Annotated in this window: 24 protein-coding genes; 17 read left to right on the top strand and 7 right to left on the bottom strand. The window is 43.7% G+C overall.

The features are described 5' to 3' along the window. Positions 1 to 124 precede the first annotated feature (124 nt). Positions 125 to 1,603, bottom strand: coding sequence for an FAD-binding domain-containing protein (locus BSR11_RS04370; protein ID WP_072669247.1), 1,479 nt, complete (start codon positions 1,601 to 1,603; stop codon positions 125 to 127). Then, entirely contained in the window at positions 1,600 to 1,746 is a 147-nt protein-coding gene (locus BSR11_RS04375; RefSeq protein WP_072669248.1) for a DUF2256 domain-containing protein, read from the bottom strand. The genes BSR11_RS04370 and BSR11_RS04375 overlap by 4 nt, the downstream gene beginning before the upstream one ends. Before the next feature lie 209 nt (positions 1,747 to 1,955). Between BSR11_RS04375 and BSR11_RS04380 the strand changes: the two genes are divergently transcribed. Continuing rightward, positions 1,956 to 2,681, top strand: coding sequence for a DUF3581 domain-containing protein (locus BSR11_RS04380; protein ID WP_072669249.1), 726 nt, complete (start codon positions 1,956 to 1,958; stop codon positions 2,679 to 2,681). 29 nt (positions 2,682 to 2,710) lie between these two features. Here the strand turns inward: BSR11_RS04380 and BSR11_RS04385 are convergent, their stop codons facing one another. Beyond that, positions 2,711 to 3,172 carry a methyltransferase family protein gene (locus BSR11_RS04385; protein WP_072669250.1) on the bottom strand — a complete coding sequence of 154 codons (462 nt, stop codon included), beginning with the start codon at positions 3,170 to 3,172 and terminating at the stop codon, positions 2,711 to 2,713. Positions 3,173 to 3,225: 53 nt separating this feature from the next. After that, a complete protein-coding gene (gene ydiJ / locus BSR11_RS04390; RefSeq protein WP_072669251.1) occupies positions 3,226 to 6,294 on the bottom strand; it encodes a D-2-hydroxyglutarate dehydrogenase YdiJ in 3,069 nt (1,022 codons plus the stop codon). Between the two features lie 274 nt (positions 6,295 to 6,568). On the opposite strand from ydiJ, the gene BSR11_RS04395 reads away from it, so the two are divergent. From BSR11_RS04395 to BSR11_RS04425, 7 genes are all read left to right on the top strand, one after another. Next, positions 6,569 to 7,249 carry a DUF3334 family protein gene (locus tag BSR11_RS04395; protein ID WP_072669252.1) on the top strand — a complete coding sequence of 227 codons (681 nt, stop codon included), beginning with the start codon at positions 6,569 to 6,571 and terminating at the stop codon, positions 7,247 to 7,249. A 295-nt stretch (positions 7,250 to 7,544) separates the two neighbouring features. Then, positions 7,545 to 8,228 carry a DUF2786 domain-containing protein gene (locus BSR11_RS04400; protein ID WP_072669253.1) on the top strand — a complete coding sequence of 228 codons (684 nt, stop codon included), beginning with the start codon at positions 7,545 to 7,547 and terminating at the stop codon, positions 8,226 to 8,228. Positions 8,229 to 8,417: 189 nt separating this feature from the next. Beyond that, positions 8,418 to 9,086 (top strand): YiaD family glycine zipper/OmpA-like lipoprotein, encoded by a 669-nt coding sequence (locus tag BSR11_RS04405; RefSeq protein WP_072669254.1) that lies wholly within the window; start codon positions 8,418 to 8,420, stop codon positions 9,084 to 9,086. A 118-nt stretch (positions 9,087 to 9,204) separates the two neighbouring features. Then, complete coding sequence (locus BSR11_RS04410) at positions 9,205 to 10,215, top strand: J domain-containing protein (protein WP_072669255.1); 1,011 nt, start codon at positions 9,205 to 9,207, stop codon at positions 10,213 to 10,215. 153 nt (positions 10,216 to 10,368) lie between these two features. Next, on the top strand, positions 10,369 to 10,554 hold the full coding sequence (locus BSR11_RS04415) for a hypothetical protein (protein WP_072669256.1): 186 nt from the start codon (positions 10,369 to 10,371) through the stop codon (positions 10,552 to 10,554). A 267-nt stretch (positions 10,555 to 10,821) separates the two neighbouring features. After that, positions 10,822 to 11,217: a SulA-like leucine-rich domain-containing protein gene (locus tag BSR11_RS04420; RefSeq protein ID WP_072669257.1), complete on the top strand. Its 396-nt coding sequence runs from the start codon at positions 10,822 to 10,824 to the stop codon at positions 11,215 to 11,217. A gap of 180 nt (positions 11,218 to 11,397) precedes the next feature. Further along, positions 11,398 to 12,501 carry a phosphoribosylaminoimidazolesuccinocarboxamide synthase gene (locus BSR11_RS04425; RefSeq protein WP_072669258.1) on the top strand — a complete coding sequence of 368 codons (1,104 nt, stop codon included), beginning with the start codon at positions 11,398 to 11,400 and terminating at the stop codon, positions 12,499 to 12,501. 56 nt (positions 12,502 to 12,557) lie between these two features. Here BSR11_RS04425 and BSR11_RS04430 read toward each other — a convergent pair whose 3' ends face one another. Next, complete coding sequence (locus BSR11_RS04430) at positions 12,558 to 12,956, bottom strand: transporter (protein WP_072669259.1); 399 nt, start codon at positions 12,954 to 12,956, stop codon at positions 12,558 to 12,560. A 358-nt stretch (positions 12,957 to 13,314) separates the two neighbouring features. Here BSR11_RS04430 and BSR11_RS04435 point away from each other — a divergent pair, with 358 nt between their 5' ends. The 4 genes from BSR11_RS04435 (at position 13,315) to BSR11_RS04450 (ending at position 17,139) form a co-directional block, all read left to right on the top strand. Continuing rightward, on the top strand, positions 13,315 to 15,003 hold the full coding sequence (locus BSR11_RS04435; RefSeq protein WP_004395448.1) for an NAD-dependent malic enzyme: 1,689 nt from the start codon (positions 13,315 to 13,317) through the stop codon (positions 15,001 to 15,003). A gap of 101 nt (positions 15,004 to 15,104) precedes the next feature. Continuing rightward, a complete protein-coding gene (locus BSR11_RS04440; protein WP_072669260.1) occupies positions 15,105 to 15,428 on the top strand; it encodes a DUF3392 domain-containing protein in 324 nt (107 codons plus the stop codon). Beyond that, the gene (locus BSR11_RS04445; RefSeq protein WP_072669261.1) at positions 15,401 to 16,156 is read left to right on the top strand and encodes a SanA/YdcF family protein; all 756 of its coding nucleotides are present in this window, start codon (positions 15,401 to 15,403) and stop codon (positions 16,154 to 16,156) included. Before BSR11_RS04440 ends, BSR11_RS04445 begins: the two co-directional genes overlap by 28 nt. A gap of 152 nt (positions 16,157 to 16,308) precedes the next feature. Continuing rightward, positions 16,309 to 17,139, top strand: a complete 831-nt coding sequence (locus tag BSR11_RS04450) for a DUF2797 domain-containing protein (protein WP_072669262.1) — start codon at positions 16,309 to 16,311, stop codon at positions 17,137 to 17,139. Between the two features lie 61 nt (positions 17,140 to 17,200). Here BSR11_RS04450 and BSR11_RS04455 read toward each other — a convergent pair whose 3' ends face one another. Both BSR11_RS04455 and BSR11_RS04460 read right to left on the bottom strand, forming a co-directional pair. Then, positions 17,201 to 18,451, bottom strand: a complete 1,251-nt coding sequence (locus BSR11_RS04455; RefSeq protein ID WP_072669263.1) for a cysteine desulfurase-like protein — start codon at positions 18,449 to 18,451, stop codon at positions 17,201 to 17,203. Continuing rightward, positions 18,435 to 19,091, bottom strand: coding sequence for a 2OG-Fe dioxygenase family protein (locus tag BSR11_RS04460; protein ID WP_072669264.1), 657 nt, complete (start codon positions 19,089 to 19,091; stop codon positions 18,435 to 18,437). The genes BSR11_RS04455 and BSR11_RS04460 overlap by 17 nt, the downstream gene beginning before the upstream one ends. A gap of 401 nt (positions 19,092 to 19,492) precedes the next feature. On the opposite strand from BSR11_RS04460, the gene BSR11_RS04465 reads away from it, so the two are divergent. From BSR11_RS04465 to cydC, 5 genes are all read left to right on the top strand, one after another. Further along, positions 19,493 to 19,957 (top strand): MarR family winged helix-turn-helix transcriptional regulator, encoded by a 465-nt coding sequence (locus BSR11_RS04465; protein ID WP_072669265.1) that lies wholly within the window; start codon positions 19,493 to 19,495, stop codon positions 19,955 to 19,957. A gap of 12 nt (positions 19,958 to 19,969) precedes the next feature. Then, positions 19,970 to 21,322 (top strand): MATE family efflux transporter, encoded by a 1,353-nt coding sequence (locus tag BSR11_RS04470; RefSeq protein ID WP_072669266.1) that lies wholly within the window; start codon positions 19,970 to 19,972, stop codon positions 21,320 to 21,322. A 141-nt stretch (positions 21,323 to 21,463) separates the two neighbouring features. Continuing rightward, entirely contained in the window at positions 21,464 to 22,423 is a 960-nt protein-coding gene (trxB, locus tag BSR11_RS04475; RefSeq protein WP_072669267.1) for a thioredoxin-disulfide reductase, read from the top strand. Positions 22,424 to 22,541: 118 nt separating this feature from the next. After that, positions 22,542 to 24,329, top strand: coding sequence for a heme ABC transporter permease/ATP-binding protein CydD (gene cydD / locus BSR11_RS04480; protein WP_072669268.1), 1,788 nt, complete (start codon positions 22,542 to 22,544; stop codon positions 24,327 to 24,329). After that, positions 24,322 to 26,043: a heme ABC transporter ATP-binding protein/permease CydC gene (gene cydC / locus BSR11_RS04485; RefSeq protein ID WP_072669269.1), complete on the top strand. Its 1,722-nt coding sequence runs from the start codon at positions 24,322 to 24,324 to the stop codon at positions 26,041 to 26,043. The genes cydD and cydC overlap by 8 nt, the downstream gene beginning before the upstream one ends. Positions 26,044 to 26,201: the final 158 nt, after the last annotated feature.

Consider the following 26,201-nt stretch of genomic DNA (forward strand, 5'->3'; position numbering starts at 1 on the left):
ATCCAAAAAATAATACACCTAGTAACTGGAATACCGTCAAAATTTGGTCAAAGATCAGAAAACTGAACAAATACGTACTATACATTTAGCTAACCCAGCCCCCGTCTTTGTACAAAAATCCCCATTACCTCATATTCATCCGCGCGTGAATGGCAAGAATACGCTGAGCTTCACGATTAACATCCTCTCGTTTACGCCATGTCCATAACCTATCTCGCGCTTGCTTAGCGCGAGTTGCCACATCAATCACAGGGTTTAAATAGCGACTATCGGCGGGCAATTGATACATCATGGCTTCCATCGGACTCATTTGCCATGGTTCAAACAGCAAAGATAGTGGTACTTCTGCCAGTTCAGGCACCCACTGCCGAATAAAAACACCTTGCGCGTCATGCTCTTGAGCTTGTTTGAGAGGATTATAAATTCGAATGGTATTGATCCCAGTCACCCCTGCCTGCATTTGAAATTGAGCATAATGAATACCAGGTTCAAAATCTAAAAAGAGTTGTGCTAAATGCTCAACTCCCGCACGCCAATCTTGATTCATATGATGAGTCAACACACTCACCAACATGGCGCGCATACGAAAGTTTAAATAACCGGTATGATACAAACAACGCATACAAGCATCGACTAACGGAATACCGGTTTGGCCGCTTTTCCAAGCTTCAATAACTTCTGTATCTGGCTGACACGCTTGCGCCAGAAGCGCCTCATAAGCACGGTTTACGCAGCGAAACTCCATCTCACATTCCGATTCAAATTTCTGTATAAAATGGCAATGCCAGTGTAACCGTGAAGCTAACGCAATTAGACTCCGCCTTAACCCAGCAGTGTTCCAATAACTGAGTAGCGTTTGATACATCTCGCGCAATGAGATGTTGCCCCATGCAAGATAAGGGGACATACGTGAACATGACACACGAGCCAGTGATGGACTCGATAGCTGGAAATAATAATTTTTTGCTCGGCGCTGAAAGAAATCGTCTAAGGTCTGTTTAGCCAGTGTCTCACCGCCCGTTTGAAAACCTTTCTCTTTACGTCGCCAAGCTGATGGTACATTGTTATCCAAACCTAAATCGGTAGCACAAACAGAAATTAGCCTCTGTGCGGTTAAATTAGGCATTGCCAATGGTGCTCGCATAATCGCTTGCCAGTGCTTATCCCAACCTTGACGGTGAGTTGCCGCGCGGCGTACGGCGCCATAAGCACTTTGATGCCAAGTTATCCCCTGCTCTGTACACCAATGCTGAATAGCGATATCACGTTCGAAAGTATTAGCAAGACCAACTTCCTGATGAGAATAAAGACCTTGAATAGAAAAGTGTGTCGCTAGTGTCGCCAAACCTTGCTCAGCTGAGACGTTAGCAATCAGTATCTGATGACCAAATCGAGCGAGCTTTTGATTGATATCTTGTAGTGATTGCCAGACAAAACGCCAATGTCGCTCAGAATAATGACGATCATTGAGCAGCATGGGTTCAAAGAAATACACCAACAGCGTCGGTATTCCACTCTCTAATGCAGCGCACAAGGGGGGATGATCACTTAAACGTAAATCACGCTTGAACCAAACAATGTTGATGGCTGGAGGGCTGATCATGCTTTACCCCGCTGACGACGACAACGCTCTGAACAATAGTTCACTTCGTCCCAACAACGTTGCCATTTCTTCCGCCAACGAAAGGGGCGCTTACACACTACACAGAGTTTTTCAGGTAAAAAGGGCTTTTGATGACTTGTCATGACTATTGATCGCTAAGTTATCGTGATATTAACTACGTGAAGCTTTTAATCACGATCACGGTTTTAGCTAAAAAAGTGCTGTTTTATAAGCTAAAAAACCTTTCTTTTGGTTAAAAGGCACAAATTGTGAACAATTTAACACTGATTGGACCATTAAAACTTTTCTTGGGGCTATAATCGGCAACAGTTTTTATGAACAAGTGTTGATTATGCTGCTTAAACCTTATTTTTCATCTGCTGAACATCAATTTCAATTTACTCGCCAACAAGCGAGCCATTTTGCTAAAAAAGTGGCTGGTGATTTCAATCCGATCCACGACGAAGACAGTAAGCGTTTTTGTGTCCCCGGCGATCTGCTGTTTGCAGTGCTTTTGAAAAAGAACGGTATTAGCCAAAAAATGCGCTTTACTTTCTCCGGCATGGTCAGTGATGGCATTGCGCTGCATGTTGAAAATCAATGCAGCCAAATGAGTGCGTTGGTGGATGAATCTGGTAAAGAATATTTATTAATGCAACGCGAGGGAGAAGTTTCCCACGATGCCGTGTTTATTGAGCATGTGATAAAAAGTTATGTCCAGTTTTCCGGTATGAACTTTCCTCATATTATGGTGCCACTGATGGAGCAGCAACAAGTGATGATCAACTGCCAGCGTCCATTGGTGATTTATGAAAGTATGGAAGTGGAATTTGAGCGGTTGGATCTTAGTCATCCAGAAGTTGAATTTAGTGGCGCAACCTTCGAGGTGGATGGTAAACGAGGCGTCGTGACCTTGAATTTTACCTTTAAAGATCAAGGCCAATTAGTCGGTAAAGGCATCAAACGTATGGTTGCCAGTGGATTAAAGCCTTATAATCAAGCCGATATTGATGATTTAGTGCAGCGCTTTAACGACCGCAAAGTGCGTTTTCTGGCTGAGTTATCACAAGCTGCCTAATCATTTCCGCTCCGCCGTTATCGGTGGAGCTATATCCAACGCCTAACTCGCGCTTTATAATGGGTATAACGCTCACCAAACACCCGCTCTAATACTCGCTCCTCAGGCTGGATCTGAAACCGATTCATATAACCAACAAACCCAATCACGACCAATAAACTCACTATGTTGTGATGCCAATAAGCGATGCCAATCAATAGCAACAGTAATGCTAAATACATAGGATTACGGCTGTAGTTAAAGATCCCTGAATCGACAACAGTCGAAGCTTGGTCCGGTTTGGTTGGATTGACCGTAGTATTTGCACGACGAAATTGTACAACGGCAGAAATACCGACCACTCCCGATAACATAACGCACAAGACAAAGATGAGCTTAGTATATGGAAGCGCAAGATCGGCAAAACTAAATAGATGAGCTAACCGATTACAAAGTACCACTGCCACGATAAACAATGCCACCGGTGGAATTTTCAGTTCCAAATAACGCATAACTCCCCTCCTCATCAGTTAAACGGCCATCCGAAGATGACCGTTAGCGTTAGTTACAAAATCTCTAATAAAGCTTGGATAGGATGCCTTGGCTGGATTTCCTCAAAGCGTTTCACTTGGCTACGACAAGAATAACCCGTCATCAAACAGCGTTCTTTAGGAAGTTTATCCAAACTTGGCTGCCAGCTTAAGCCATAAATATCTTTCGACATCTGTAGCTTATCGACTTCATGACCAAAGGTACCCGCCATACCACAGCAACCTACAGGTACGGTCTGCAACTTGGCACCAAAATGACTGAAGATCTGTCCCCACTCTTTTTCAGCATTAGGTAACTTGGTTTTTTCGGTACAATGCGCCAATAAATACCAAGGCGCTTGTGGTGCCTGTCCTTGATCAATATTCGCTTGAGTAACGTTGGCTGGTGATGGTATCTCAGCCAAACGTGGCAATAACCATTCATGTGCAGTAAGCACCTCGAACTCACCCCGTTGTTGGCCCAAAATTTCCACGTATTCATCGCGATAACAAAGCACCAGAGCTGGATCAACCCCAACCATAGCAATATTAAGATCCGCGACTTGCGATAAAAATCCAGCCGTACTGGTTGCTGTACTCTTAAAGCGCTGTAAAAAACCCTTAATATGTTGCGCTTTACCGTTGGGCTTAAACGGCAGCAAGATGGGTTTTTTACCCAGCTTAATGACCAGAGCGATAAAATCTTCCACCACCTGCGCATCATAATAACTGGTGAACGGGTCTTGTACGATAATCACATGTTCAGAGCGCTGTTGCTGAGAAAGCGCCATCAATTGTTGGCGATCAAACGGCACAATATTATGGCGACGAGCGCGTGCCGCTAAGGTCGGGATAGATAATCGGGGGGTATCGACATAACCGACTGTCGCCGCCGTTAAGCGCTCAACCCATGGTTGACCAATAACCGCATTAACCATTTGTGGCGCTTTCGCCATCAGCGGTAACATGGTTTCAATGTTCGCGACTAAGTAATCTTTAACCGGACGTGGATAGCGCGTGTGATAAATATTTAAGAAACGGGAACGAAAACTCGGCACATCTACTTTAATTGGACATTGACTAGCGCAAGCCTTACAAGCTAAACAACCATTCATCGCTTCATACACTTCATGAGAGAAATCATACTCATGGGAGGGACGAATACGCTGCCGAACGCGATCCAGTAGCGTTTTAACACTGGCTGTTTTCTGCAAAGCTTGTTGCTCTAAATCGAGGATATCAATCCCTTGCTCAGTCAGTTGGCGCAACCATTCACGCACTAAACCCGCTCGACCTTTCGGTGAATGACGACGGTCGGCAGTGACCTTCATCGATGGACACATCGGAGAGCTGGTATCGTAGTTAAAACATAGCCCATTGCCGTTACATTCCATCGCTTGCTTAAAGCTATCACGGACTTTAACGTCAATCTGCCGATCAAAATAGCCACGCTTGGTATCCGATACTTTAACCAACTCAAAACTGCTATTAAGCGGCGTACAAATCTTACCGGGATTCATCTTATTGTGCGGGTCAAACGCCGCTTTTACTCGGCGTAATTCGGTAAAGAGTTCGGCTCCGAAAAACTCAGGTCCATATTCAGATCGATAGCCTTTACCGTGTTCCCCCCACATTAAACCGCCGTATTTGGCCACTAACTTAACGACTTGATCAGAGATCTCATGCATCATCAATTCTTGCTTGGGATCGCATAAATCAAGCGCGGGACGCACATGCAATACCCCCGCATCCACATGACCAAACATACCGTAACTGAGACCTTTTTCATCAAGCAGCGCACGAAATTCACTAATAAAATCCGCCAAGTGCTCCGGTGGTACACAAGTATCTTCGGTAAATGGAACCGGTTTAGCTCGTCCTTTGGCCGCGCCCAATAAACCCACCGCTTTTTTACGCATGGTATAAATACGGTTAATGCTGGCTAAATCATCACACACTTGATAACCAATAATCCCCGCTTGTTGCTGGCTGATCATCACATCTAAACGCTGGGTCAATTGCGTGACTAATTGTTTTACCTGCTCTGGGTCTTGGTCTGCATATTCAACCATATTGATGCCAAGTAATTCCTTGCCCGGAACATCGGTCAATAAATCACTGACGCTGTGCCAAACAATATCTTGCTTAGCTAAATTAAGCACGTTTGAATCTAGCGTCTCAACCGATAGTGCATTGGCTTCAATCATTAGCGGCGCATTACGTAATGCCGAGTCAAAACTGTCATATTTGATATTGACTAACGTGCGCGCTTTAGGAATTGGTGTGAGGTTAAGTTTCGCTTCGGTAATAAAAGCCAATGAACCTTCAGCGCCGCACAGCACACGAGTGATATTAAATTCCCCCGTTTGTTCATCAAGGGCATTTTTTAAATCATAACCGGTCAAGAAACGGTTTAAAGGCGGAAACTTGGCAACTATCTGCTCTCGCTGGTTACGGCAGACGGCTTCGGTAACTTGCATGGCTCTTTCAGCGTAGCTATTGACTTGCGGGTTGCCCCGTGAGCCGTCAGTTTCTAATATTGACCCATCGGCAAATACCGCTTGCAGCGAAAGTACGTGATCGGAGGTTTTACCGTATTTCAGTGAACCTTGGCCTGAAGCATCGGTATTAATCATACCACCCAATGTAGCTCGGTTACTGGTCGAGAGATCCGGGGAGAAAAAATAGCCATAAGGGCGCACCGCATCATTCAGTTGATCTTTAATCACACCAGCCTGAACCCTAACCCAACCTTGCTCTGAATTAATTTCAAGGATTTGATTCATATGGCGAGATAAGTCAACTACAATCCCTTTGGTTAAGGCTTGACCATTGGTGCCAGTGCCGCCTCCACGCGGAGAAAACGTGACACGTTCAAATTCTGGTTTAATACTTAACTGGCCAATAAGAGAAACATCGTGGCTGGTTTTAGGATGAACAACCGCTTGTGGAAGCTGCTGATAAACACTGTTATCAGTAGACACAGCTAAGCGACTGGCATACTGTGTTTCGATATCGCCCGTAAATCCAGCTGTTTTTAATTCGTGTAAAAAAGTTAAAACAACCGGATCAACATCAGATTGGAGGTGAAGTCTTGGTAACATTTGCTTCCTGCCCGAACTACGCTGATCCAATCAGCGCTACGTAATGGGTGAATTTTGATTTATTTTTTGAATTTGATCACTTTACAACATTTAAATCAGTGATCAAATCAGAATCTTAACAACAATAGCGTTAAGCCATTTTTTAGATAACGAAAGAGTTGAATGACTGCCAAATCCAGCTATCGTTAAGTAAACACATGGACATTTTCGTCACCCATTTTCCTAAGCGGTCACTGATTAACCACTTAGCCCTGACACATTCATGGACCTAGATATGAAAAAAAATAAAGTCGTTACCACAGAAGATATTCTTTTGAAACTTTGCCAATCGGTTTCAACGGTTCTTTCTTCAGCCACAGGCTCACAGATCACCTACTCAGCCATGGTGCAAAAAATCACCAAAACGTCCCTCAAGCCCGATTTCGGTTGTTTTGTGTTATTTGATGGCGGGTTTTCTGGTTTGGTCGTAATTAACTTTACCGCCAAAGCCGCTTTAGAAGTGTATACCCAATACATGCGCAACATGGGCATGCCAGAAGATGAACTCGCGGTATTACATACTTCTGACGAAGTTGGCGATGTACTCGGTGAGCTGATGAACCAGCTGGTGGGTGATTTCACCAATAAAGTGCGCAAAGAGTTACAAACCAACATCACCCAAAACCAACCAAAAATGTTATCGCTGAACAAACAAGTCAATTTATCAGTAGACACCAACTTAGATCGCCCACAAGCACGCCGCGTGACTTTCTCTACCGAAAACAACAATATCTTCTATCTAGAACTTGCGATGGATCGTACTGAGTTTATCCAATTGGAAGATTTTGAAATTCAAGAAGACGAAAGTCCTGATTCTATTCTTGCAGACACACAACAAAAAATGGCCAATAAAACCAAAAACAGTCAAGTCGATAATGACCTATCTTCAGACCTATTAGATGAACTAGGTATCTAACTCTCTACTAATCAAGCATAATCACGTTGCGGATAACTCCAATCCGCAACTTTTTCATCGTTAGTTATCAAAGCCTTACCGCGAGACGGAAAACAAGAAATCCCTTTCAGTCTAAATAGGCAGCCAGCTTCAATAAACTCAATCTAGCCCTCCACACTACAACGCCAAACCGCTTGGGTACCCCCAGTTAAAAGCCCCCATCATGACTGAATAATGGCATTTACTTTCACTACATCAATAAAAACGGTAAAATGGCTAACTTTTCTTAGTGCAGCGGAACCGATTTTATAATTCAATGGATAAACAAAAAGCGTTAAAAAAAATAGCTAAATGTCTTGAGTTGGGGAATTCAGCCAACGTTAATGAAGCCGCTAATGCTATCAAGATGGCTCATCGATTGATGCTCAAATATGGTCTTGATAAAGACGATATTGAATTTATTAAGATGGGGAAAACCCAATCGACTCATTTACTTCCCGCTTCAATCAGTTCAGCCATTTTACGCGTTATTCGTGGTATCAATACTAAGTTTGGCGTTGAAGCGGTATTGATTAACCATAAGGGTTTGAAGCGTGTTGAATTTATCGGAGAAGCCGATCGCGCTATTTTTGCTGCTTTTGCCTTTGATATTGTTTACCGTGAAATGAATGAACATACCGGACAATTTCGTAACAGCTTTGCAGGCAGTGGCACATCAAGTAGCGAAGTGACCCGAAGGGTTAATTCTTTCTTATCAGGTTGGATTGAAGGTGCACTGGAAAAACTGCCCATTATCACCCCCGATGAAAACTCAATGAATAAAATCAATAGCTACATTGATAAAGAATTCGAGAATATTGATCGAGAAACCTTTAAGCAACAGCTACGTGATGCGATGAAGAACATCACCGCAGATTATGAAGTCGGGCTCAAAAAAGGCCGTAAAGTTTCCGTTAATAGACCGATTGATGGTGCACAAGCGCCAAAACGACTTAAATAACCTTGTGTCTATAACGCTCAGTTAAGTGATGCGAATGTAAAATTTAGATCAATGGATTGACTTTATTCGATAAGTTTTGTTTATTTCAGGCTAATTCCAACCAAACTTAAAAAGTTTAAGGCTATAAACTACACATAGCGTAGCCAATAAGCGGAAATAAACTCATACTGCCAACACGGAGAGAAAACATTGAAAAAAATTACTTTGGCGATGGCATTGGTCATCACATTATCTGGCTGTGCGGCTACACAAAGGCAAAATGCTACAACAGGCGAAACAGAAACGAATGCCGCCACTCGTGGAGCATTAATTGGTGCCGTAGCGGGTGCGGCAGCAGGTTTGGCTACCGGAGATAACGCGAAGCAGCGTCGTCAACGCGCTTTAATTGGTGCGACGGGTGGAGCCGCTGTCGGGGGTGGCGTCGGTTACTATTTTGATCAACAAGAAGCCGCTTTACGAGAAGAGTTACTTCATTCAGGCGTACAAGTTCAACGTGTCGGCGACAACCAACTTTTATTGCGTATGGAAAACGGCATCGGTTTCCAAACCAACTCTTATCAGCTCGACTCAAGTATTCATCGTACACTACGCGGTGTAGCCAAAATTCTTGTTGAATATCCAGACACAAGTTTAGTGATTGATGGACATACCGATAGTACTGGTGGGGATACCACTAACCAAGTGCTATCAGAACGTCGTGCTGAGTCAGTACGCAGCTTCTTATTGTCGCAAGGTGTCGCTCCGGGACGCGCTATTGCGCGAGGCAATGGTTCTCGCTTCCCAATTTGTACTAACAGTACCGTGGAAGGCCGTGCTTGTAACCGCAGGGTAGACATTCAAATTTTGCCGCTAAAATAAACCTTCAACAAGGCAAGTTGAGTGAACAAGAGTATACTTAAAAGGCCTATCATTGGGCCTTTTTCTTATTACTGGCGATGCTGTTACTCCACCTTCAACTCATTAGGACACGCTAAGCATGCACCTTTTATCACCCTGGTTACTGCTGTTCTTCACCTTGGTGTGTTCATCACCTCTTGTCGCACAAACCAACGAAGTTCGCCAACAAGCTCGTTTAGGTAATCCTGAAGCACAATTTCAATTAGCATTAAGTTATCAACAAACGCAGCAGCCAGATCAAGCCTACTACTGGTTTCTACAAGCAGCGGAGCGCGGCTATCAACCCGCTATGACATCGCTAGCCGACGCTTATTTACAAGGGCTAGGCCACCCTGTTGATCCAACTCAGGCCCTACTTTGGTATACAAAATCAGCCACCTTAGGTGATGCTGAAGCCGCTTTAGCGATTGGGCGTTTATATCAGCAAGGAGAATATATTCCGCAATCCTTGATCATGGCGGAAATTTGGTATCACAGTATTGCCGATCGTCATCCGTTAGGTGAACAGCGCTACAATGAGCTATTACAACAACGATTCAATCAACGCCGAGCCAATCAATTAATTGCCTTACAAAATCTCGAAATACAAGCGCAACAGGACGATTTAAGGAACGAGGACGAAGATAAGGCGTTACAAGAACGCCAGACTCAAGATCATACGATGTCGTTGATGAGCGATTTTTTATTCGTTTTAATTGGCCTATTGTTAATTATGGGCATCTTGTCTCTCTACCGTTCAATCAAAACCAAACAACAGCATCAAGCTGAACAATTGAATCTGGAGCAAAAAGAGCAACTTCAACAACAAGCCGCCGTCATTAAACAACAAAAACGTCAACTTGATAAACTCTATCAAGAGTTTAAAAAACAACAACAGCAGCAAACCCATCATCAACACGATCAGACTTTTTCTTTGGCCTGTGCGTTACTCGGTTTCCACCCTCATCGATTACCCGATGAAAAAACCATCAAACAGCGCTATAAGCAGTTGAGTAAGATCTATCATCCCGATCTGCAAGGCAGCGAAGAAGAGATGAAACGCCTGAACGGCGCAATAAAAATCATTACTCAAAAGTTAAACAAAGGTTAGTATTTATAACAACCATATCGCAACCCCTTCTAAATAAATCACTAAGCAAACGATTAGCATCGCAAACTCAGTAACAGATACTTAACTTAATTACTAAGCATGTGCGATAATCTGCACAGATTAAACACCAAACAGAATAAGGTGGCAAAAGTGATGTTTACTGTGAGCGGTGTGTGCGATTGGTGCAAACTGTCAAACCAATTAACCAAGCATGAATATATTGATGGTAAAGCGCATTATTCTTGTCCAAATTGTCATGATCTGGCAAAAATGGACGTCAGATTATTCAACCTTGATGAACTTGCCTTCCGTGAACGACAAATACACCAAGCGTCCTAATCCTAAAGCGCCATCAGGGCGCTTTTTTGTTCCATAACATTTTTGCTTGTTCTCTCTCCTCCTTTCATAAACTGCCAATTTGATCACAAATTCACATCTTTGGCTTACTCTCTCGTTCAAAAAACAACCGCTTATTTATCAATCATCTAGGATAAAAGTCCTAGCTAAATACCAATGATGGACAAAAAACAAACACAATTATTGCTTGATCAATATCCATACTCAGATTACTGTATATTCATACAGCATGTATATGAGGACAGTATTATGCTTAACACGACCTTCCATTATTCAGATACTATTTATGACTCTTGCTCGGTCAATCGCCACTGCGTGCCACGACTCAATCATCCTATATTATCTCGTTTGGCGCAGTTATCCGAACAACGCCAATGGATTCTCTATACGGCACAATGTCCACGTCCTCGCTATCAACAATTAAGTATGCACCGGATTCAGTGTCATAAAATTATTCATATGAAGGCTTCACACTCCGACTCTGAAATAGACACAGTGATCAAAGCCATTAAATCGGGTAATGCCAGTGCCATTGTTGCCTCGGCAAATATCGATAAGGTTAATCAGCGTCGTTTACAACAGATGGCAAAGCTGCACCAATGTGAAGTTTTTTTCCTGAATGAAACCTCACCGATCTTCCATTAGTCACCATACTTAAAACAGACACAGAGTTTATCGATACCCCAGCAAAGCAAACGTTTGCTTTTTATCTGGCGACAGAAAATAATTCTGGTATGATGCGTGCAATAAACAAGACCCAATGTTCGGTTTGCAGACCAAAGGGTCTTTCTTGTCAACGCTGTTTAATCCAGATAGGAATGTTTCATGAGCCTTGCTGATCAAGTTCTTGCCGTCAATGACGACCTCCCCATTCGTACTCACCAGCCTGTACACAGCGGTAAAGTCCGCTCGGTTTACTGGCTCACTGAACAAGACAGCCAGCGATTGATCCAAGAAAAAGGTTATCCGATTGCCAAAGATGCGCCACTGGCGATTATGGTGATCAGTGACCGTATCTCTGCTTTCGATTGTATTTGGCATGCCGAAGGAGGATTAAAAGGCGTTCCAGGTAAAGGCGCTGCGCTCAATGCTATTTCTAACCATTGGTTTAGCCTTTTCAAACAACAAGGGTTAGCCGATAGCCACATCGTCGATATTCCCCATCCTTTAGTATGGATTGTACAAAAAGCCAAACCGATTAAAATCGAAGCGATCTGCCGCCAATACATCACTGGTTCGATGTGGCGTGCTTACGCTAAAGGTGAACGCGAATTTTGTGGCATTGCCCTTCCTGATGGATTGAAAAAAGATAGCCTACTCCCTGAACTTTTGATCACGCCATCAACCAAAGGCATTTTAACTGGGATCCCTGGTGTTCCTGAAGCCGATGACGTTAACATCACTCGACACGACATCGAACAGAATTTTACTGCATTTAACTTCACCAACCCTGCTGATATCGATCTTTACGAAACACTGCTTAAGCAAGGTTTTAACGTTATTAATGAAGCACTAAAAAATATCGGACAACTGTTTGTCGATACCAAGTTTGAGTTTGGTTATGTAAAAGATGCCAACGGACAAGAAAAACTGATTTATATGGATGAAGTCGGCACGCCTGATTCTTCACGTATTTGGGATGCTAAATATTATCAGCAAGGACAAATTGTCGAAAATTCAAAAGAAGATTTCCGTCAATTCTTACTTAGTTACTTCCCCGACCCAGATATTTTACTCAACAAAGAACGCATGGTAGAACGCGAAGCGTTGGCAAAAAATAACGCACTCCCAGTAGAAACGTTGATGGATATTTCACGCACGTATTTAAGTATTGCAGAAAAAATTGTTGGACACCCCATCAAGCTGAGCAGCAACCCAAAACAAGAGATCATCGCTATATTACGTGAACACTATGATTTGATTGTTTAATCTCATTTTATCTGCACTCATCATCGAATTGATGAGTGCAGATAATGATAGAAAGGTTAAATCGTAGGTGAAGATGGGGTAATGATCACCAAAAATTCATCCCCTTGAACAGGCTGCAGTACAACCTCAGCACTTTTCTCGATCAACGATATCTGAGCTGGTTCCAATGCATAAGGCATGATCAGTTTGAGCTCTTCTATCCCTTCTGATTTTGCTAACTTGAGCAATGCGATGAGATTGGCTTCATCACTTCTACGGCTAGATAAGGTACTGAACGCCAAATCCCATAACCGCTCTTCGTGGGTTTTACTCTGTTTAACCGTATCTTGCCAGACAGTACCAAAGATGGGAGCAAAAGAGGCTAATATTTCAGAAAAATTCCATCGTTTCGTACACGATGCACCTAAAAAGCTCGCATAATCAAACACGACAGAAACTCGTTGTGATTGTTGCATGTTTACCTCAATGTAAAAATCTATCCTAGCGCGCTTACTATTATGCAGGAATACTTATATAGCAATACGATATATAAAAACAATCTTTTATGCGAAGGATTCCCACCTAACTGGAATATAAACCACCAATCTTTTAACAAGATACAAACAACCTTAACCCACTATGTTTCTTCTTAGTATTTATCACGTCAACAGAAGGTTACTAATCAAAAGTGGTCGAAGGTGACCGATTTAAACTTCAATTGAGTCTATAATGAAAATAATCACTTAAAGGTAAAGGCTTATCTATTTACAACTTAGCTGATAAGCCGCTATCATTTTTAACCATCTGTTCCCACCTACCCTACATAGGCACCAAATGAATAACGATAAACGTCCGCTTTATATTCCTTATGCTGGTCCAGCGCTACTTAGCACCCCTTTATTGAACAAAGGCAGTGCCTTTAGTGCCGAAGAGCGTGCATCTTTTAACTTGGAAGGCTTACTTCCAGAATCAACAGAAACGATTCAAGAACAAGTCGTTCGCGCCTACCAACAATATTGTAGCTTTGAAAGTGATATGGATAAGCATATTTATCTGCGCAATATTCAAGACACAAACGAAACCCTCTTCTACCGTTTAGTGCAAAATCATATCTCTGAGATGATGCCAATCATTTACACTCCAACGGTTGGCGCCGCCTGCGAAAACTTCTCCAATATTTATCGCCGTGGCCGTGGGCTATTTATCTCTTACGCTAACCGAGATCGTATCGACGATCTGCTTAATAACGCTGCAAACCATAACGTTAAAGTGATCGTGGTGACCGATGGTGAGCGTATTCTTGGCCTTGGCGACCAAGGGATTGGGGGTATGGGCATTCCAATCGGTAAATTATCACTTTACACGGCTTGTGGCGGAATCAGCCCGGCCTATACCTTACCTATCGTATTGGATGTCGGTACCAATAATCCACAACGCTTAGCAGACCCGATGTACATGGGCTGGCGTCATCCTCGGATCACCGGAGCCGAATACGATAACTTTGTCGAAGATTTTATCCAAGCGGTACAACATCGTTGGCCAGATGCTTTGATTCAATTTGAAGATTTTGCGCAAAAAAATGCCATGCCACTGCTGGAACGCTACAAAAATCGCATTTGCTGCTTTAATGATGATATTCAAGGCACCGCGGCGGTCACCGTAGGTTCGCTACTGGCGGCGTGTAAAGCGGCTGGTAGCCAATTATCACAACAACGGATTACCTTCTTAGGTGCAGGCTCCGCTGGCTGTGGTATTGCCGAAGCGATTATTGCCCAGATGGTCTCAGAAGGGATCTCTGATGCTCAAGCTCGTTCACAAGTTTACATGGTCGATCGTTGGGGTCTGTTAGAAGAAGGGATGCCGAATCTGCTTGATTTCCAACAGCGCCTAGTACAGAAAAAAGACAATACTCAAGATTGGACTTCTGAAGGCAATGGTTACTCATTGGTCGATGTAGTACGTCATGCCAAACCAACAGTATTGGTGGGTGTTTCAGGTGCTCCGGGTCTGTTCAGTGAGGAAGTGATCAAAGAAATGCATGCGCATTGCCCTCGACCGATTATTTTTCCCCTCTCTAATCCGACGAGTCGAGTTGAAGCGACGCCTGCCGATATTATTCACTGGACCAATGGTGAAGCATTAGTCGCCACTGGTAGCCCGTTTGCTCCCGTCATCCATGATGGTAAGACGTACGCGATTGCCCAGTGTAATAACAGCTATATCTTCCCCGGGATTGGCTTAGGCGTACTCGCCGTAGGAGCGAAACGAGTGACCGATGAGATGTTAATGGAATCGAGCCGAGCCTTATCACTCTGTTCACCATTGGCGATTAATGGTCACGGGCCGCTTCTTCCTCCGCTAGAATCGATTCATTCTGTCTCGAAGAAAATTGCCTTTGCTGTTGCTAAAAAAGCGATAGAACAAGGTGTTGCGTTAGAAATTACGGATGAAGCTTTGGACGTTGCCATTGAACAGCATTTCTGGCAACCTGCTTATCGTCGTTACAAACGTACCGCTTTTTAATCCGTCCCGTTGAACAAAGCGTTAATAGGAGCTGTTAATGTTTGCGCTGTTTTGTCGTGCAACGTTAGCAGCTTCGAGGCTTTAATCACTAGAGTACCGATATGATGAGTTTTTTGGCCCCAGCCGGTCAGTATCTAGCCCCCTATCTCGCTGAAATCTCGATGGCGCTGATCGCCTGCTGGTTGGTGATGCTGGGTGGAGAAGTTAATGCCTTACTACGCCGCCTGATGCGTAACCAGCATTTTATTATCCGCACTTTAGTCTTTATTATCGTCAATGCGTTTGGCTATGGTTTACTGATTGTCAAAGCCAGCCCTTACTTAACTCGCACACTGGCCAACTTAGAGCGAGGCATGATGTTTAGTATCATCATGATCAGTTTTATTGTGATAGGTTTATGGGCACAAAAAAACCGACAAATTTAATGATTCGCCGACTGAAAACGCTTTTACGTTGGTTTCTTCGCGGCGTGGCTTTGCTGATACTGCTTGTCTTAATTGCAGTGACCGTCATTTTTTCCATTGACCGCTGGGTAAGCTGGCAGACACAACAATATATTATTAGTGATATCAATAAATTACCCAAGTTTGATGTCGCTGTTGTCTTAGGAACCAGCAAATACCTTGGCAGAACCTTAAACGATTATTATCTACACCGTATTGAGGCGGCAGTTGAGCTCTATCAACTCGACAAGACCGACTATTTTCTACTGAGTGGCGATAACGCTCATCGATCTTATAACGAACCTTGGACGATGAAGCGTGATTTACTCAAAGCGGGCGTGCCCGATGAGCAGATCTATCTCGATTATGCTGGCTTTCGTACTTTAGATTCGATTGTCCGAGCGAAACGCATCTTTGATACCGACGATTTCTTGATTGTCACTCAACGTTTCCATTGTGAACGCGCGCTCTTTATCGCTCAACATCACGACATTAATGCCACCTGTTTAGCGGTGCCGGGTCCTAAAAATCATCTGGGGTATAAAGTACGTTTACGTGAAGTCTTCGCGAGAAGTAAAGCCGTTTTAGATCTCTATTTACTCGATACGCAACCGAGATTCCTCGGCCCAAAAGAACCTATCCTGTCTGAATCTCGTGATAGTGGTACACTAAGCGAGAACACTGTCGATGAGTCTGATTGGACTCAATAATAAGCCTATAATTCCAAACCCAAACGACCGAAAACACATCGTTAATAACCTAAGCTCTGGCTTACGGATCTCAATAATCCGTTGATTAACTTGGCCATAAATAACGTAAGTGTCGGTCAGTAAGGGATAACAACACACAAAAGAGCGATGTCATGTCTTTAACTATACGCGGCGTATTACAAAAAATGCGTGCTCAACATCATCAAACGGTTCATTACCAACTTCCCGTTGGCGAGCATTTGGTCAACCTTAATCCGCTGATCGGCAAAACGCTGACACTTCATCATACGGGTAATATTTTTTGCAATTCATGCGGCAGAAAGACCAAAAAAAGTTACTCTCAAGGTCATTGCTTTGTATGCATGAAGAAGCTTGCTAGTTGCGATATGTGCATCATGAAACCAGAGACCTGCCATTTTGAACAAGGCACCTGCCGTGAACCTGAATGGGCACAAACTCACTGTATGGTCGATCACTATGTCTATCTGTCCAACACCTCAAGCTTAAAAGTCGGCATCACTCGCCATAATCAAATTCCGACACGCTGGATAGATCAAGGCGCTACTCAAGGATTACCACTCTATAAAGTCAAAACTCGACACATTTCAGGCTTACTCGAAGTCGAACTGGCTAAGCATATCGCGGATAAAACCAACTGGCGAACACTGCTCAAAGGAGATGGAGAACCTTTGCCTTTAGCCGAACATGCCGCAAAATTAACACCATTATTAACCTCAAAAATTGCAGAGTTAAGGCAGCAATTTGGAGCCGATGCAGTGATTGAGTTGGACGAGAACGGCACCGAAATTCGTTATCCAGTTGAACAACATCCAGTCAAAATCACCTCTCATAATTTTGATAAGCAGCCGTTAGTTAGTGGTGTGTTACAAGGTATTAAAGGTCAATATCTGATTTTTGATAGCGGGGTCATCAACATTCGCAAATACACCGCTTACGAAGTAGAAGTAAGTTACAACGAATAATATCGGAAATAATCCAACGAGCCATCGAGCAAACAAGTTTGCCCGATGGCGACTGACGGCGTTACTCGACGAGCGATACTGGCTCAACCAATGGCGCCAATACGTTAAAAAGCTGATCGATTTCTTCAACGGTGTTGTAATGCATTAAACCAATTCGCACTACCCCACCTTTCGCTTCTAACCCCAGTTGACGAATCAATCCCAGCGCATAAAAATGCCCATTCCAGACACAAATATTTTGTTCGCCTAACGTCTTGGCTATCCATTCTGGTGAATGATCAGCGATACGAATCGCAAACGTCGGGGTACGCTTATCGCTGTCTGCTTCCCATCGACCATAGAGTTGAACTTGCGGTAATTGTTGTAACTTACTAAGAAAATAACCACTCAACTTCTGCTCATGTTGATTAAATTGAGCAAAACTCTGCGCCAAACGCTGACGTAAAGGTGCACCGCTTTCTCCCCATTGAGCCAAATAATCAATCGCAGCCACTAAGCCTGCTAAGCTTTCAAAACTCTGCGTTCCCGTTTCAAATCGGCCGGGACCAATATTCGTTGCTGGCTCCACTTTATAAGGTTGCAAACTGTGTAACCATTGAGAGTGGATATAGGCAATACCGATGTGGGGCCCGAAAAATTTATACGCCGAACACGCTAAGAAATCACACTCCAAATCTTGGACATCAATCAAATGATGCGGCGCATAATGGACAGCATCCACGTACACTTGAGCCCCTACCGCATGAGCGGCCTTGACAACCCTTTTGACATCGACGATTGAACCTGTCGTATTCGAAGCATACGTCAGGGCGACTAAAGTAGTTTTGCTATTAATCAGGCTTAAAAGATGATCAACATCCAGCGTACCGTTTTCAGGGTTGATCCGCGCTTGATGAATCAGTGCGCCTTTATCTTGTGCGGCCTGCTCCCAGCTCGATACGTTAGAATAATGATCCAAGGCCGTAACAACCACTTCATCCCCAACTTGCCATTCTCGACTGATGGCTCGACTGAGTTGAAACGTCAAGGAGGTCATATTAGCACCAAAGATAATGTTGCCCGACGATTCAGCATTGAGTAGCGCTTGGGCCGATTCTCTTGCTTGTAACGTGAGATCCGTTGTCCGCTGACTCGAAAAAAAGTGACCACCAAGATTAGAATTAAAGTGCCCCAGATAATCCGTCATCGCTTGCAGCACCGAGCGAGGCACCTGAGAACCACCAGGGCCATCAAAGAAATAAACCGGCCTACCGTGATGGGTCTGACTTAAAGCAGAAAACTGCACCCGTGCTTGTTCAGGAGTGAAGCTCATGGCGACCATCCTTAGCGGTTAGAACAAAAACATCCATATGCCCTTCTTGAGTGTGATCCACCGAGCGAATGGGACTCGCGTTGTGCCATAACTTACTGTCTGCCAGTATAGCCACCTCGCCATTATCAAGCACTTTACGGAAAAATGGCGCTTCATGGCAGTCGTTATAAAGCATAATATCGCCACCCACGATGTTGTGGCGGTCAATACTGACTAAAGCGATATGATCAAAACCATCTTGATGAACCCCTTCTGGAGCCACTTGAGTTTCATCATAAATCGCCGTGACTCGAATTTGGTGAATCTCTATCTCTTGCCCATTCGGTAACTCATTTGCCTGCATAAATAACTCGCATACCTCTCGCATTCCCTCACTATTTAGAGTCTCGGCAAGAATAGGCTCAAACTGACGAACAATATCCCCTTGAAAATGGTTAATGTCCTCACTTTGCACAAACTCATTTTTTCCAAGAGAAACCACTTGACCATCTCGATACTGAATCACCGAATAACGACGCAAGCGATATTTACCGTCTGCATGCTCAGTATGGGGCAGCGTGGCAAACGATGGCGCTAATTGGCGTGTAGCCTCTGGACTTAAATGAGTAATTTGTAAGGTTGTTTCATGTGCAGATAACATTATTGACTCCTTAATGAAAACACATGCGAAATACTTTTCATTAACACTTCATTTACATAAAGAATACGGAGAAATAGGCTTTATTCAAGCCAGGCAGCCCACAAATTCCAACCATGGAAAGAAATAAGATATAAAAAACCATAATTTAAACTTATATTAGATATAAAATCTAAATCCATTCCTCTCAAGGGCTAAATTTTAGACCGACTGTCTAAAAAAATAAAAAGTTCAATAAATACATTACCTTAAAGAATAATAGCGAGCTTTAATCGATCCATTCTGCATACTGATGTACTCCCCATGCCATACCCAGAATTTGTACATACACAACTGAGCTTTAATTCTCTTGCATTCCCCACTTAGTTAGTTAGACTAACTAAATTAAAGTGAGGAGTAACATCGTGGATTTAAGACATTGTTTACAACATTTAGAATGGCATTTATGGCACCACTGGCGTGAATACGCGAAACAAAATGGTAATCTAGATTTAACAAGCAGCGAGTTACAATATCTATATACCCTGCTCACTCACGCCGAACAGGGTATACGTTTGACCGAATTGGCCGAGCAGATGAAAGTGAGTAAAGCTTCCGCCAGTACCATGGTTAACAAGTTAAAAAAGCAAGGTTACATTATTCGCGAACCTTGTCCTGAAGATGCCCGAGCGCAACGACTTTTCCCTAGCGCCAAAATGTTAGCCATGCGAGATTATGAACAAGATGTTTATCAACCTGCGCTATCACACTTTAAACAAACCTTAACCAGCGATGAACTAAAACTACTGGAACAGTTATTAGTCAAAGCTTGTCGTGATTTAGACCTTGGGGACATGGATCCACCTCAACTGGCCTCTCGTCCTTATTAATTGAGAAACAACATGATAAATTTACAGCGCACTTCAGTCGGTAAAGCGTTTTGGCACTACACGTTACCATCGATTGCCGCTCTGATGGTCAGTGGCACCTATCAAATTGTTGATGGTATTTTTGTTGGCCACTTTATCGGTGCCGATGGATTAGCCGCAATTAGCTTAGCGTGGCCATTTGTGGGCGTATTACTCGCCTTTGGTATGATGATTGGCATGGGTGCTGGCGCTCATACGTCGCTAAAAATGGGCGCAGGCGATATCTCGCAAGCGACTAATTATTTGATTCACGGCCTATTACTGCTGATCGGCGTCGGTTTACCGCTCGGGATCACACTGCACTTTCTAAGTCCCACATTTTTGCATTTTCAAGGCGCAACGGGTGGCGCTTACTCTCAAGGAGCCGACTATTTATATTGGATGATGGCAGGCGCTCCAATTGTATTAGCCAGCATTGCTTTACCTCTATTAGTACGCAACGCCGGAGCCCCACGTTTAGCCACACTCGCAATGGGAATTGGTGCGATCAGTAATATTGCCTTAGATGCGCTCTTTATTGGTTATCTCCGTTTTGGATTGCAAGGGGCCGCGATTGCCACTTTGTTGGGTGAGCTGATCTCAGTCATGATCTGTTTAAACTATCTACTAAGCCGTCGCAGCCAACTGCCGATCTCAAAGCAAGCTTTTCACTGGCAAGGTAAAGCGATGTTCGACATTCTAAAAACTGGCTTGTCGAGCATGTTGATGTATATGTACATCAGTTTTTCTATTGTGCTACACAACATGCTGCTGCTCAAACATGGTCAAGCCATCCATGTTGCTGCTTATAGTATTGCTGGTTATCTACTGACTTTTTATTATCTGATGGCTGAAGGTACAGCAGGAGGCATGCAGCCTCTGACCAGCTTTTACTACGGTGCCAATCTTAAACAACGCGTCAAAGCAACGTTTAAAATTGCTAGCGCATTTACCCTAGGCAGCGGTATTTTTCTGGTTCTAGCAATTCAATGGTCACCCAGTTTCTTTGCGCAATTTTTTATTGCTCAGGGAGATGAAGCGCTGCTCACCACCACCACATGGGCAATGCGGTTGTTTTTATGTGCCATGTTTTTAGACGGATTTCTGATTCTCACCGCAACGTGGTTCCAGTCCTTAGGACTAGGCAATAAAGCGACGTTTATCACTATGAGTAATATGATGATTCAGATTCCTTTTTTGTTAGTTTTACCCCATTTCTTTGGTTTAAATGGCGTATGGCTTGCGGTTCCAATATCCAACGTCTGTTTATCTTTATTGGTTGGTTTTATGTTATACCGCCAATGGAAAAAACTCGGTCATCAAGCAGATTCCGTTGTCATACCATAACCAGGCTTGAATGGCTTGCAGTAGCAGAGAAGGTAAATCATCTACACTGCTGCTGCAAATTCGGACAGGATATATGCCTTTCCATCCCGAACATTATTCCTTACAATCGATTAACTTTTTAGAACTCACAGCGGAGTCATCATGAGCGATGTAAAGCATTGTAAACTACTTATTTTAGGCTCAGGCCCAGCTGGCTACACCGCTGCCGTTTATGCAGCGCGGGCAAACCTAAACCCTGTGTTAGTCACAGGAATGCAACAAGGTGGTCAGCTTACCACCACTACCGACGTTGAAAACTGGCCAGGCGATCCAGAAGGGTTAACGGGACCCAATTTAATGGAGCGGATGAAGCAACACGCAGAGCGCTTTGAAACTGAAATTGTATTTGACCATATTAATCAGGTTGATTTTTCTCAGCGTCCTTTCCGCTTAAAAGGCGATAGCCAAGAATACACCTGTGACACGCTAATTATTTCAACGGGGGCTTCAGCAAAATACTTAGGCCTACCTTCTGAAGAAGCGTTTAAAGGCCGAGGGGTTTCTGCTTGTGCAACTTGCGATGGTTTCTTTTATCGTAATCAAAAAGTAGCGGTAGTCGGTGGTGGTAACACCGCTGTCGAAGAAGCCTTGTATCTTGCCAATATCGCTTCTGAAGTTCACCTTATTCATCGTCGAGACACTTTCCGCTCAGAGAAGATTCTCATTGACTGTTTAATGGATAAAGTCAACAACGGTAATATTGTCCTACATACTAATCGCACGTTAGATGAAGTGCTTGGCGATGAGATGGGCGTGACCGGGGTTCGTTTAAAAGATACTCAGTCTGATCAAACCGAACAACTCGATGTCATGGGAGTTTTCATTGCTATCGGTCATCAACCCAATACCGACATCTTCCAAGGTCAACTTGATATGAAAGATGGCTATATTTGGGTTCAATCTGGCTTAGAAGGTAATGCAACCCAAACGAGCGTACCTGGAGTTTTCGCTGCAGGAGATGTGATGGATCATAACTATCGTCAAGCCATCACTTCGGCTGGTACAGGTTGTATGGCCGCACTCGATGCTGAGCGCTACCTTGATAGCCTCAATAGCAAATAAATAACCATCGATTGTGCCTCTTGTGTGACAACTGACTAACCCAACGGTATATCCGTTGGGTTTTCTTTTGTATACTAGCCGACTTACCTTTCATAATAATGATCAATAAGCCTTTAAAATGGATAAGAAAAAGCAACGCAGCCTCAATCTTTGGCTCAAGCAGCAAAGCAAACTGGCCAAACGCTGGTTAATGCTTGCTATAGGGTTAGGCGTGATTTCTAGCTTGCTCTTGCTTGGGCAAGCCGCCTTGATCGCCAGCATTCTTCATCAGCTAATCATCGAGCAAGTAGATAAACAAACGTTAATCACACATTTCGGCTTACTGGCCATGACCATTGCACTGCGTGCAGGCTGCTCATGGGCGAGAGAAATGGCTGGATTTCGTGCAGGCCAAGAGATCAGAACCTACATTCGGCAACTGATCTTTAATAAACTTCGTGATTTAGGTCCCGCCTACATTAAAGGTAAACCTGCCGGTGCATGGGCAACCTTAACGCTCGAACAAGTCGAAGAAATGCATGACTTTTTTGCTCGTTACTTACCACAAATGGCTTTGGCTGTATTGATCCCTTTTATCATTTTAGTGGTGGTATTCCCTGTCAACTGGGCAGCAGGATTAATTTTCTTGATCACCGCTCCGCTTATTCCGCTATTTATGGCTTTAGTGGGCATGAAAGCCGCTGATGCAGGCAAGAAAAATTTTAAAGCGCTGCAACGATTGTCCGGTCATTTTTATGATCGTTTACAGGCCATGACGACGATCCGTTTATTTGATCGTACTCAAGCAGAAACTGAGCAAATGCTTGGCGCTTCGGAAGTGTTTCGTAAACGAACTATGGATATCTTACGTATTGCCTTCTTATCCTCTGCAGTATTAGAATTTTTTGCATCGGTCTCGATTGCTATCACCGCGGTTTATTTTGGCTTTAGCTTTATTGGCGAGCTCAATTTTGGATATTACGGTACTGGCGTGACTCTATTTGCTGGATTATTTATTTTGATCCTTGCACCAGAGTTTTACCAGCCTCTACGTGATTTAGGTACCTTTTATCATGCGAAACAACAGGCGATTGCGGCTGCTGAAAGTATGGTGGATTTCTTAAGCATTGATATCAAACAAGTCCAATCGGGTCATCAGGTTATGGACAATCCCTCTTCTATCGAGATTATTGCCAAAGATTTATCGGTATTAAGTCTAGAAGGCAAAACCCTCGTTGGCCCGATCTCTTTTCAATTAGCCCATGGTCAAACCACGGCGTTAGTGGGGCCCAGTGGCGCGGGTAAAACCAGCCTAGTCAATGCCCTGCTCGGCTTTATGCCCTATCAAGGTAGTTTAACCATCAATGGTACAGAATTAAGTCAAATCGACCATGCCTCTTGGCGAGCCTTGATCAGTTGGATTGGACAAAACCCGCTTTTAGTTCACGGAACCATTCGTGACAATGTCACTTTGGGTAAAGAAAGCGTTGACGATAAACAGTTAAATCAAGTGCTGGATGATGCCTTTGCTCGTGAGTTTGTCACCTCACATGGACTGGATTACCCCATTAGTGATCGATCTGGTGGCTTATCGGTTGGTCAAGCTCAACGCTTAGCACTGGCTAGAGCAATGTTACAAAACGGTAAATTCTGGCTCTTAGATGAGCCGACCGCTAGCTTAGATGCACAAAGTGAGCAGCTAGTGATGCGTAGCTTAACGCAACAAATTAGTGACAAAACAGCGCTGTTTGTGACTCATCAACTCGAACCTCTACGCTCTGTCGATCAGATCTTAGTGATGCAAGAAGGGCAGATCGTTCAACGGGGTGATTTTCATCAACTCAGTCAACAACCGGGACTCTTTTCTCGCCTGCTTAGTGCAAACCAAACCAGAAAAGATGCCGATAAGGGGAATTTAGATGCGTGAATTATTACCTTATCTCAAACTGTATAAAAAACATTGGTTTGGCTTATCACTGGGTATGTTATTGGCCTTTTTTACAGTGTGTGCGTCTATTGGCTTACTGACTCTATCTGGATGGTTTTTATCGGCGGCAGCGGTAGCAGGATTAACCATTGCCAGAGAAACGTTCAACTATATGCTACCTGGGGCTTTTGTCCGCGGATTTGCCATGCAGCGTACTGCTGGACGTTGGGGTGAGCGAGTGGTTAGCCATAATGCCACCTTTAAGCTATTGACCGATCTTCGCGTATTCTTTTTTACTAAATTAGCCCCCTTAATTCCGGGACGAATCAATAATCTGCGTGATGCGGATTTGCTCAATCGCTTAGTCGCTGATATTAACGCGATGGATCATGTCTACCTAAGACTGATTAACCCTGTAACCGTTGGTGTTTTTGGTATTGGTGCATTAACCGCCCTACTTTGCTGGTTTGATATGAGCTTAGGGTTAACGTTAGGCGCTATCTTACTGACGTTACTGCTCGTTTGGCCGCCGCTGTTTTACCTGCTCGGTAAACGAAATGGTCAAGCACTAACAGAACATAAAGCACAGATGCGTATTGCGACTCTAGACTGGCTGCAAGGCTATAGTGAACTGGTTATTTTTAATGCTGAACAGCGCTACCGTAGCGCGATTTTCACAGCCCAAGACAAGCTGTTATATAACCAAAAGATCAATACCCATTACACCGGACTTGCGCAAGCCCTCTTGCTTCTCGCTAACGGCTGGGCATTGCTACTCATGCTTTGGTTAGCGGCAGATGGCGTCAATGGTCAGGCTCCCGATCCGATGATTGCCTTAATGGCCTTTGCAACCATGGCCAGCTTTGAATTACTGATGCCGATTGCTGGTGCATTTCAATATTTAGGTCAAACCCTAACCTCCGCCCGTCGCTTGAACGAAGTCATCCTGAGTGAGCCCGAGGTTGTTTTTCCATTGTCATCGACTCAGCATTCTGAGCAATTGGATATCCAATTTAATGGCGTCAGCTTCGCTTATCCTGACACCACGAAAACTGTGGTTAATCAAATTAATCTAGCCATCCCAGCTGGAAAAAAAGTGGCGATTGTCGGTCAAACTGGATCGGGGAAATCAACACTCATTCAGTTGCTGTGTCGTTATTGGGATCCATCGCAAGGAGAAATCTCTATTGGTGGCACTCGCTTGCAAAATTGGCAAGAGAGCGATTTACGCCGGGCCATAAGTGTCGTTAGTCAACGAGTGGATATTCTAAACGGAAGTTTGCGCGATAATCTTCTGATGGCTAAACCTGATGTTACTGACGAAGAATTACAACAGCGACTTCATCAAGTCGGACTGGAAAAATTATTGGATGGTCCAGGGCTAGATACTTGGCTTGGTGATGGTGGACGTCAGCTCTCCGGTGGTGAAAAGCGCCGGATTGGTATCGCGAGAGCACTGCTTCATAATGGAAAAATTTTGCTGCTTGATGAGCCGACTGAAGGTTTAGATAAACAAACTGAACAACAAATTATGGCGCTACTGCAATCTCATTTCGCGGATAAAACGGTTATTTTTATCACTCATCGCTTGGTTGATCTTGAATCGATGGACACGATTTGCCTGATTGATCAAGGAGAAATTGTAGAGCAAGGCCATCATAACCAACTACTCGCTCAACAAGGTCGATACTTCCAACTGCAACAAACTTTATAACTAATCAATAAACAACGTATTGAATAGCATAGTTATTACTATATTATATGGTTTTTATTCTCGCCCTACATAACGTAGGGCGACTTATTTCAATCATAACTAAGCCCTCTTTAATCTCGGTTTATTGACGATTCATCGTAGGGACACAACGGAGTTGA

The sequence above is a fragment of the Vibrio injensis genome, from assembly GCF_001895205.1.
Taxonomy (GTDB): Bacteria; Pseudomonadota; Gammaproteobacteria; order Enterobacterales; family Vibrionaceae; genus Vibrio; species Vibrio injensis.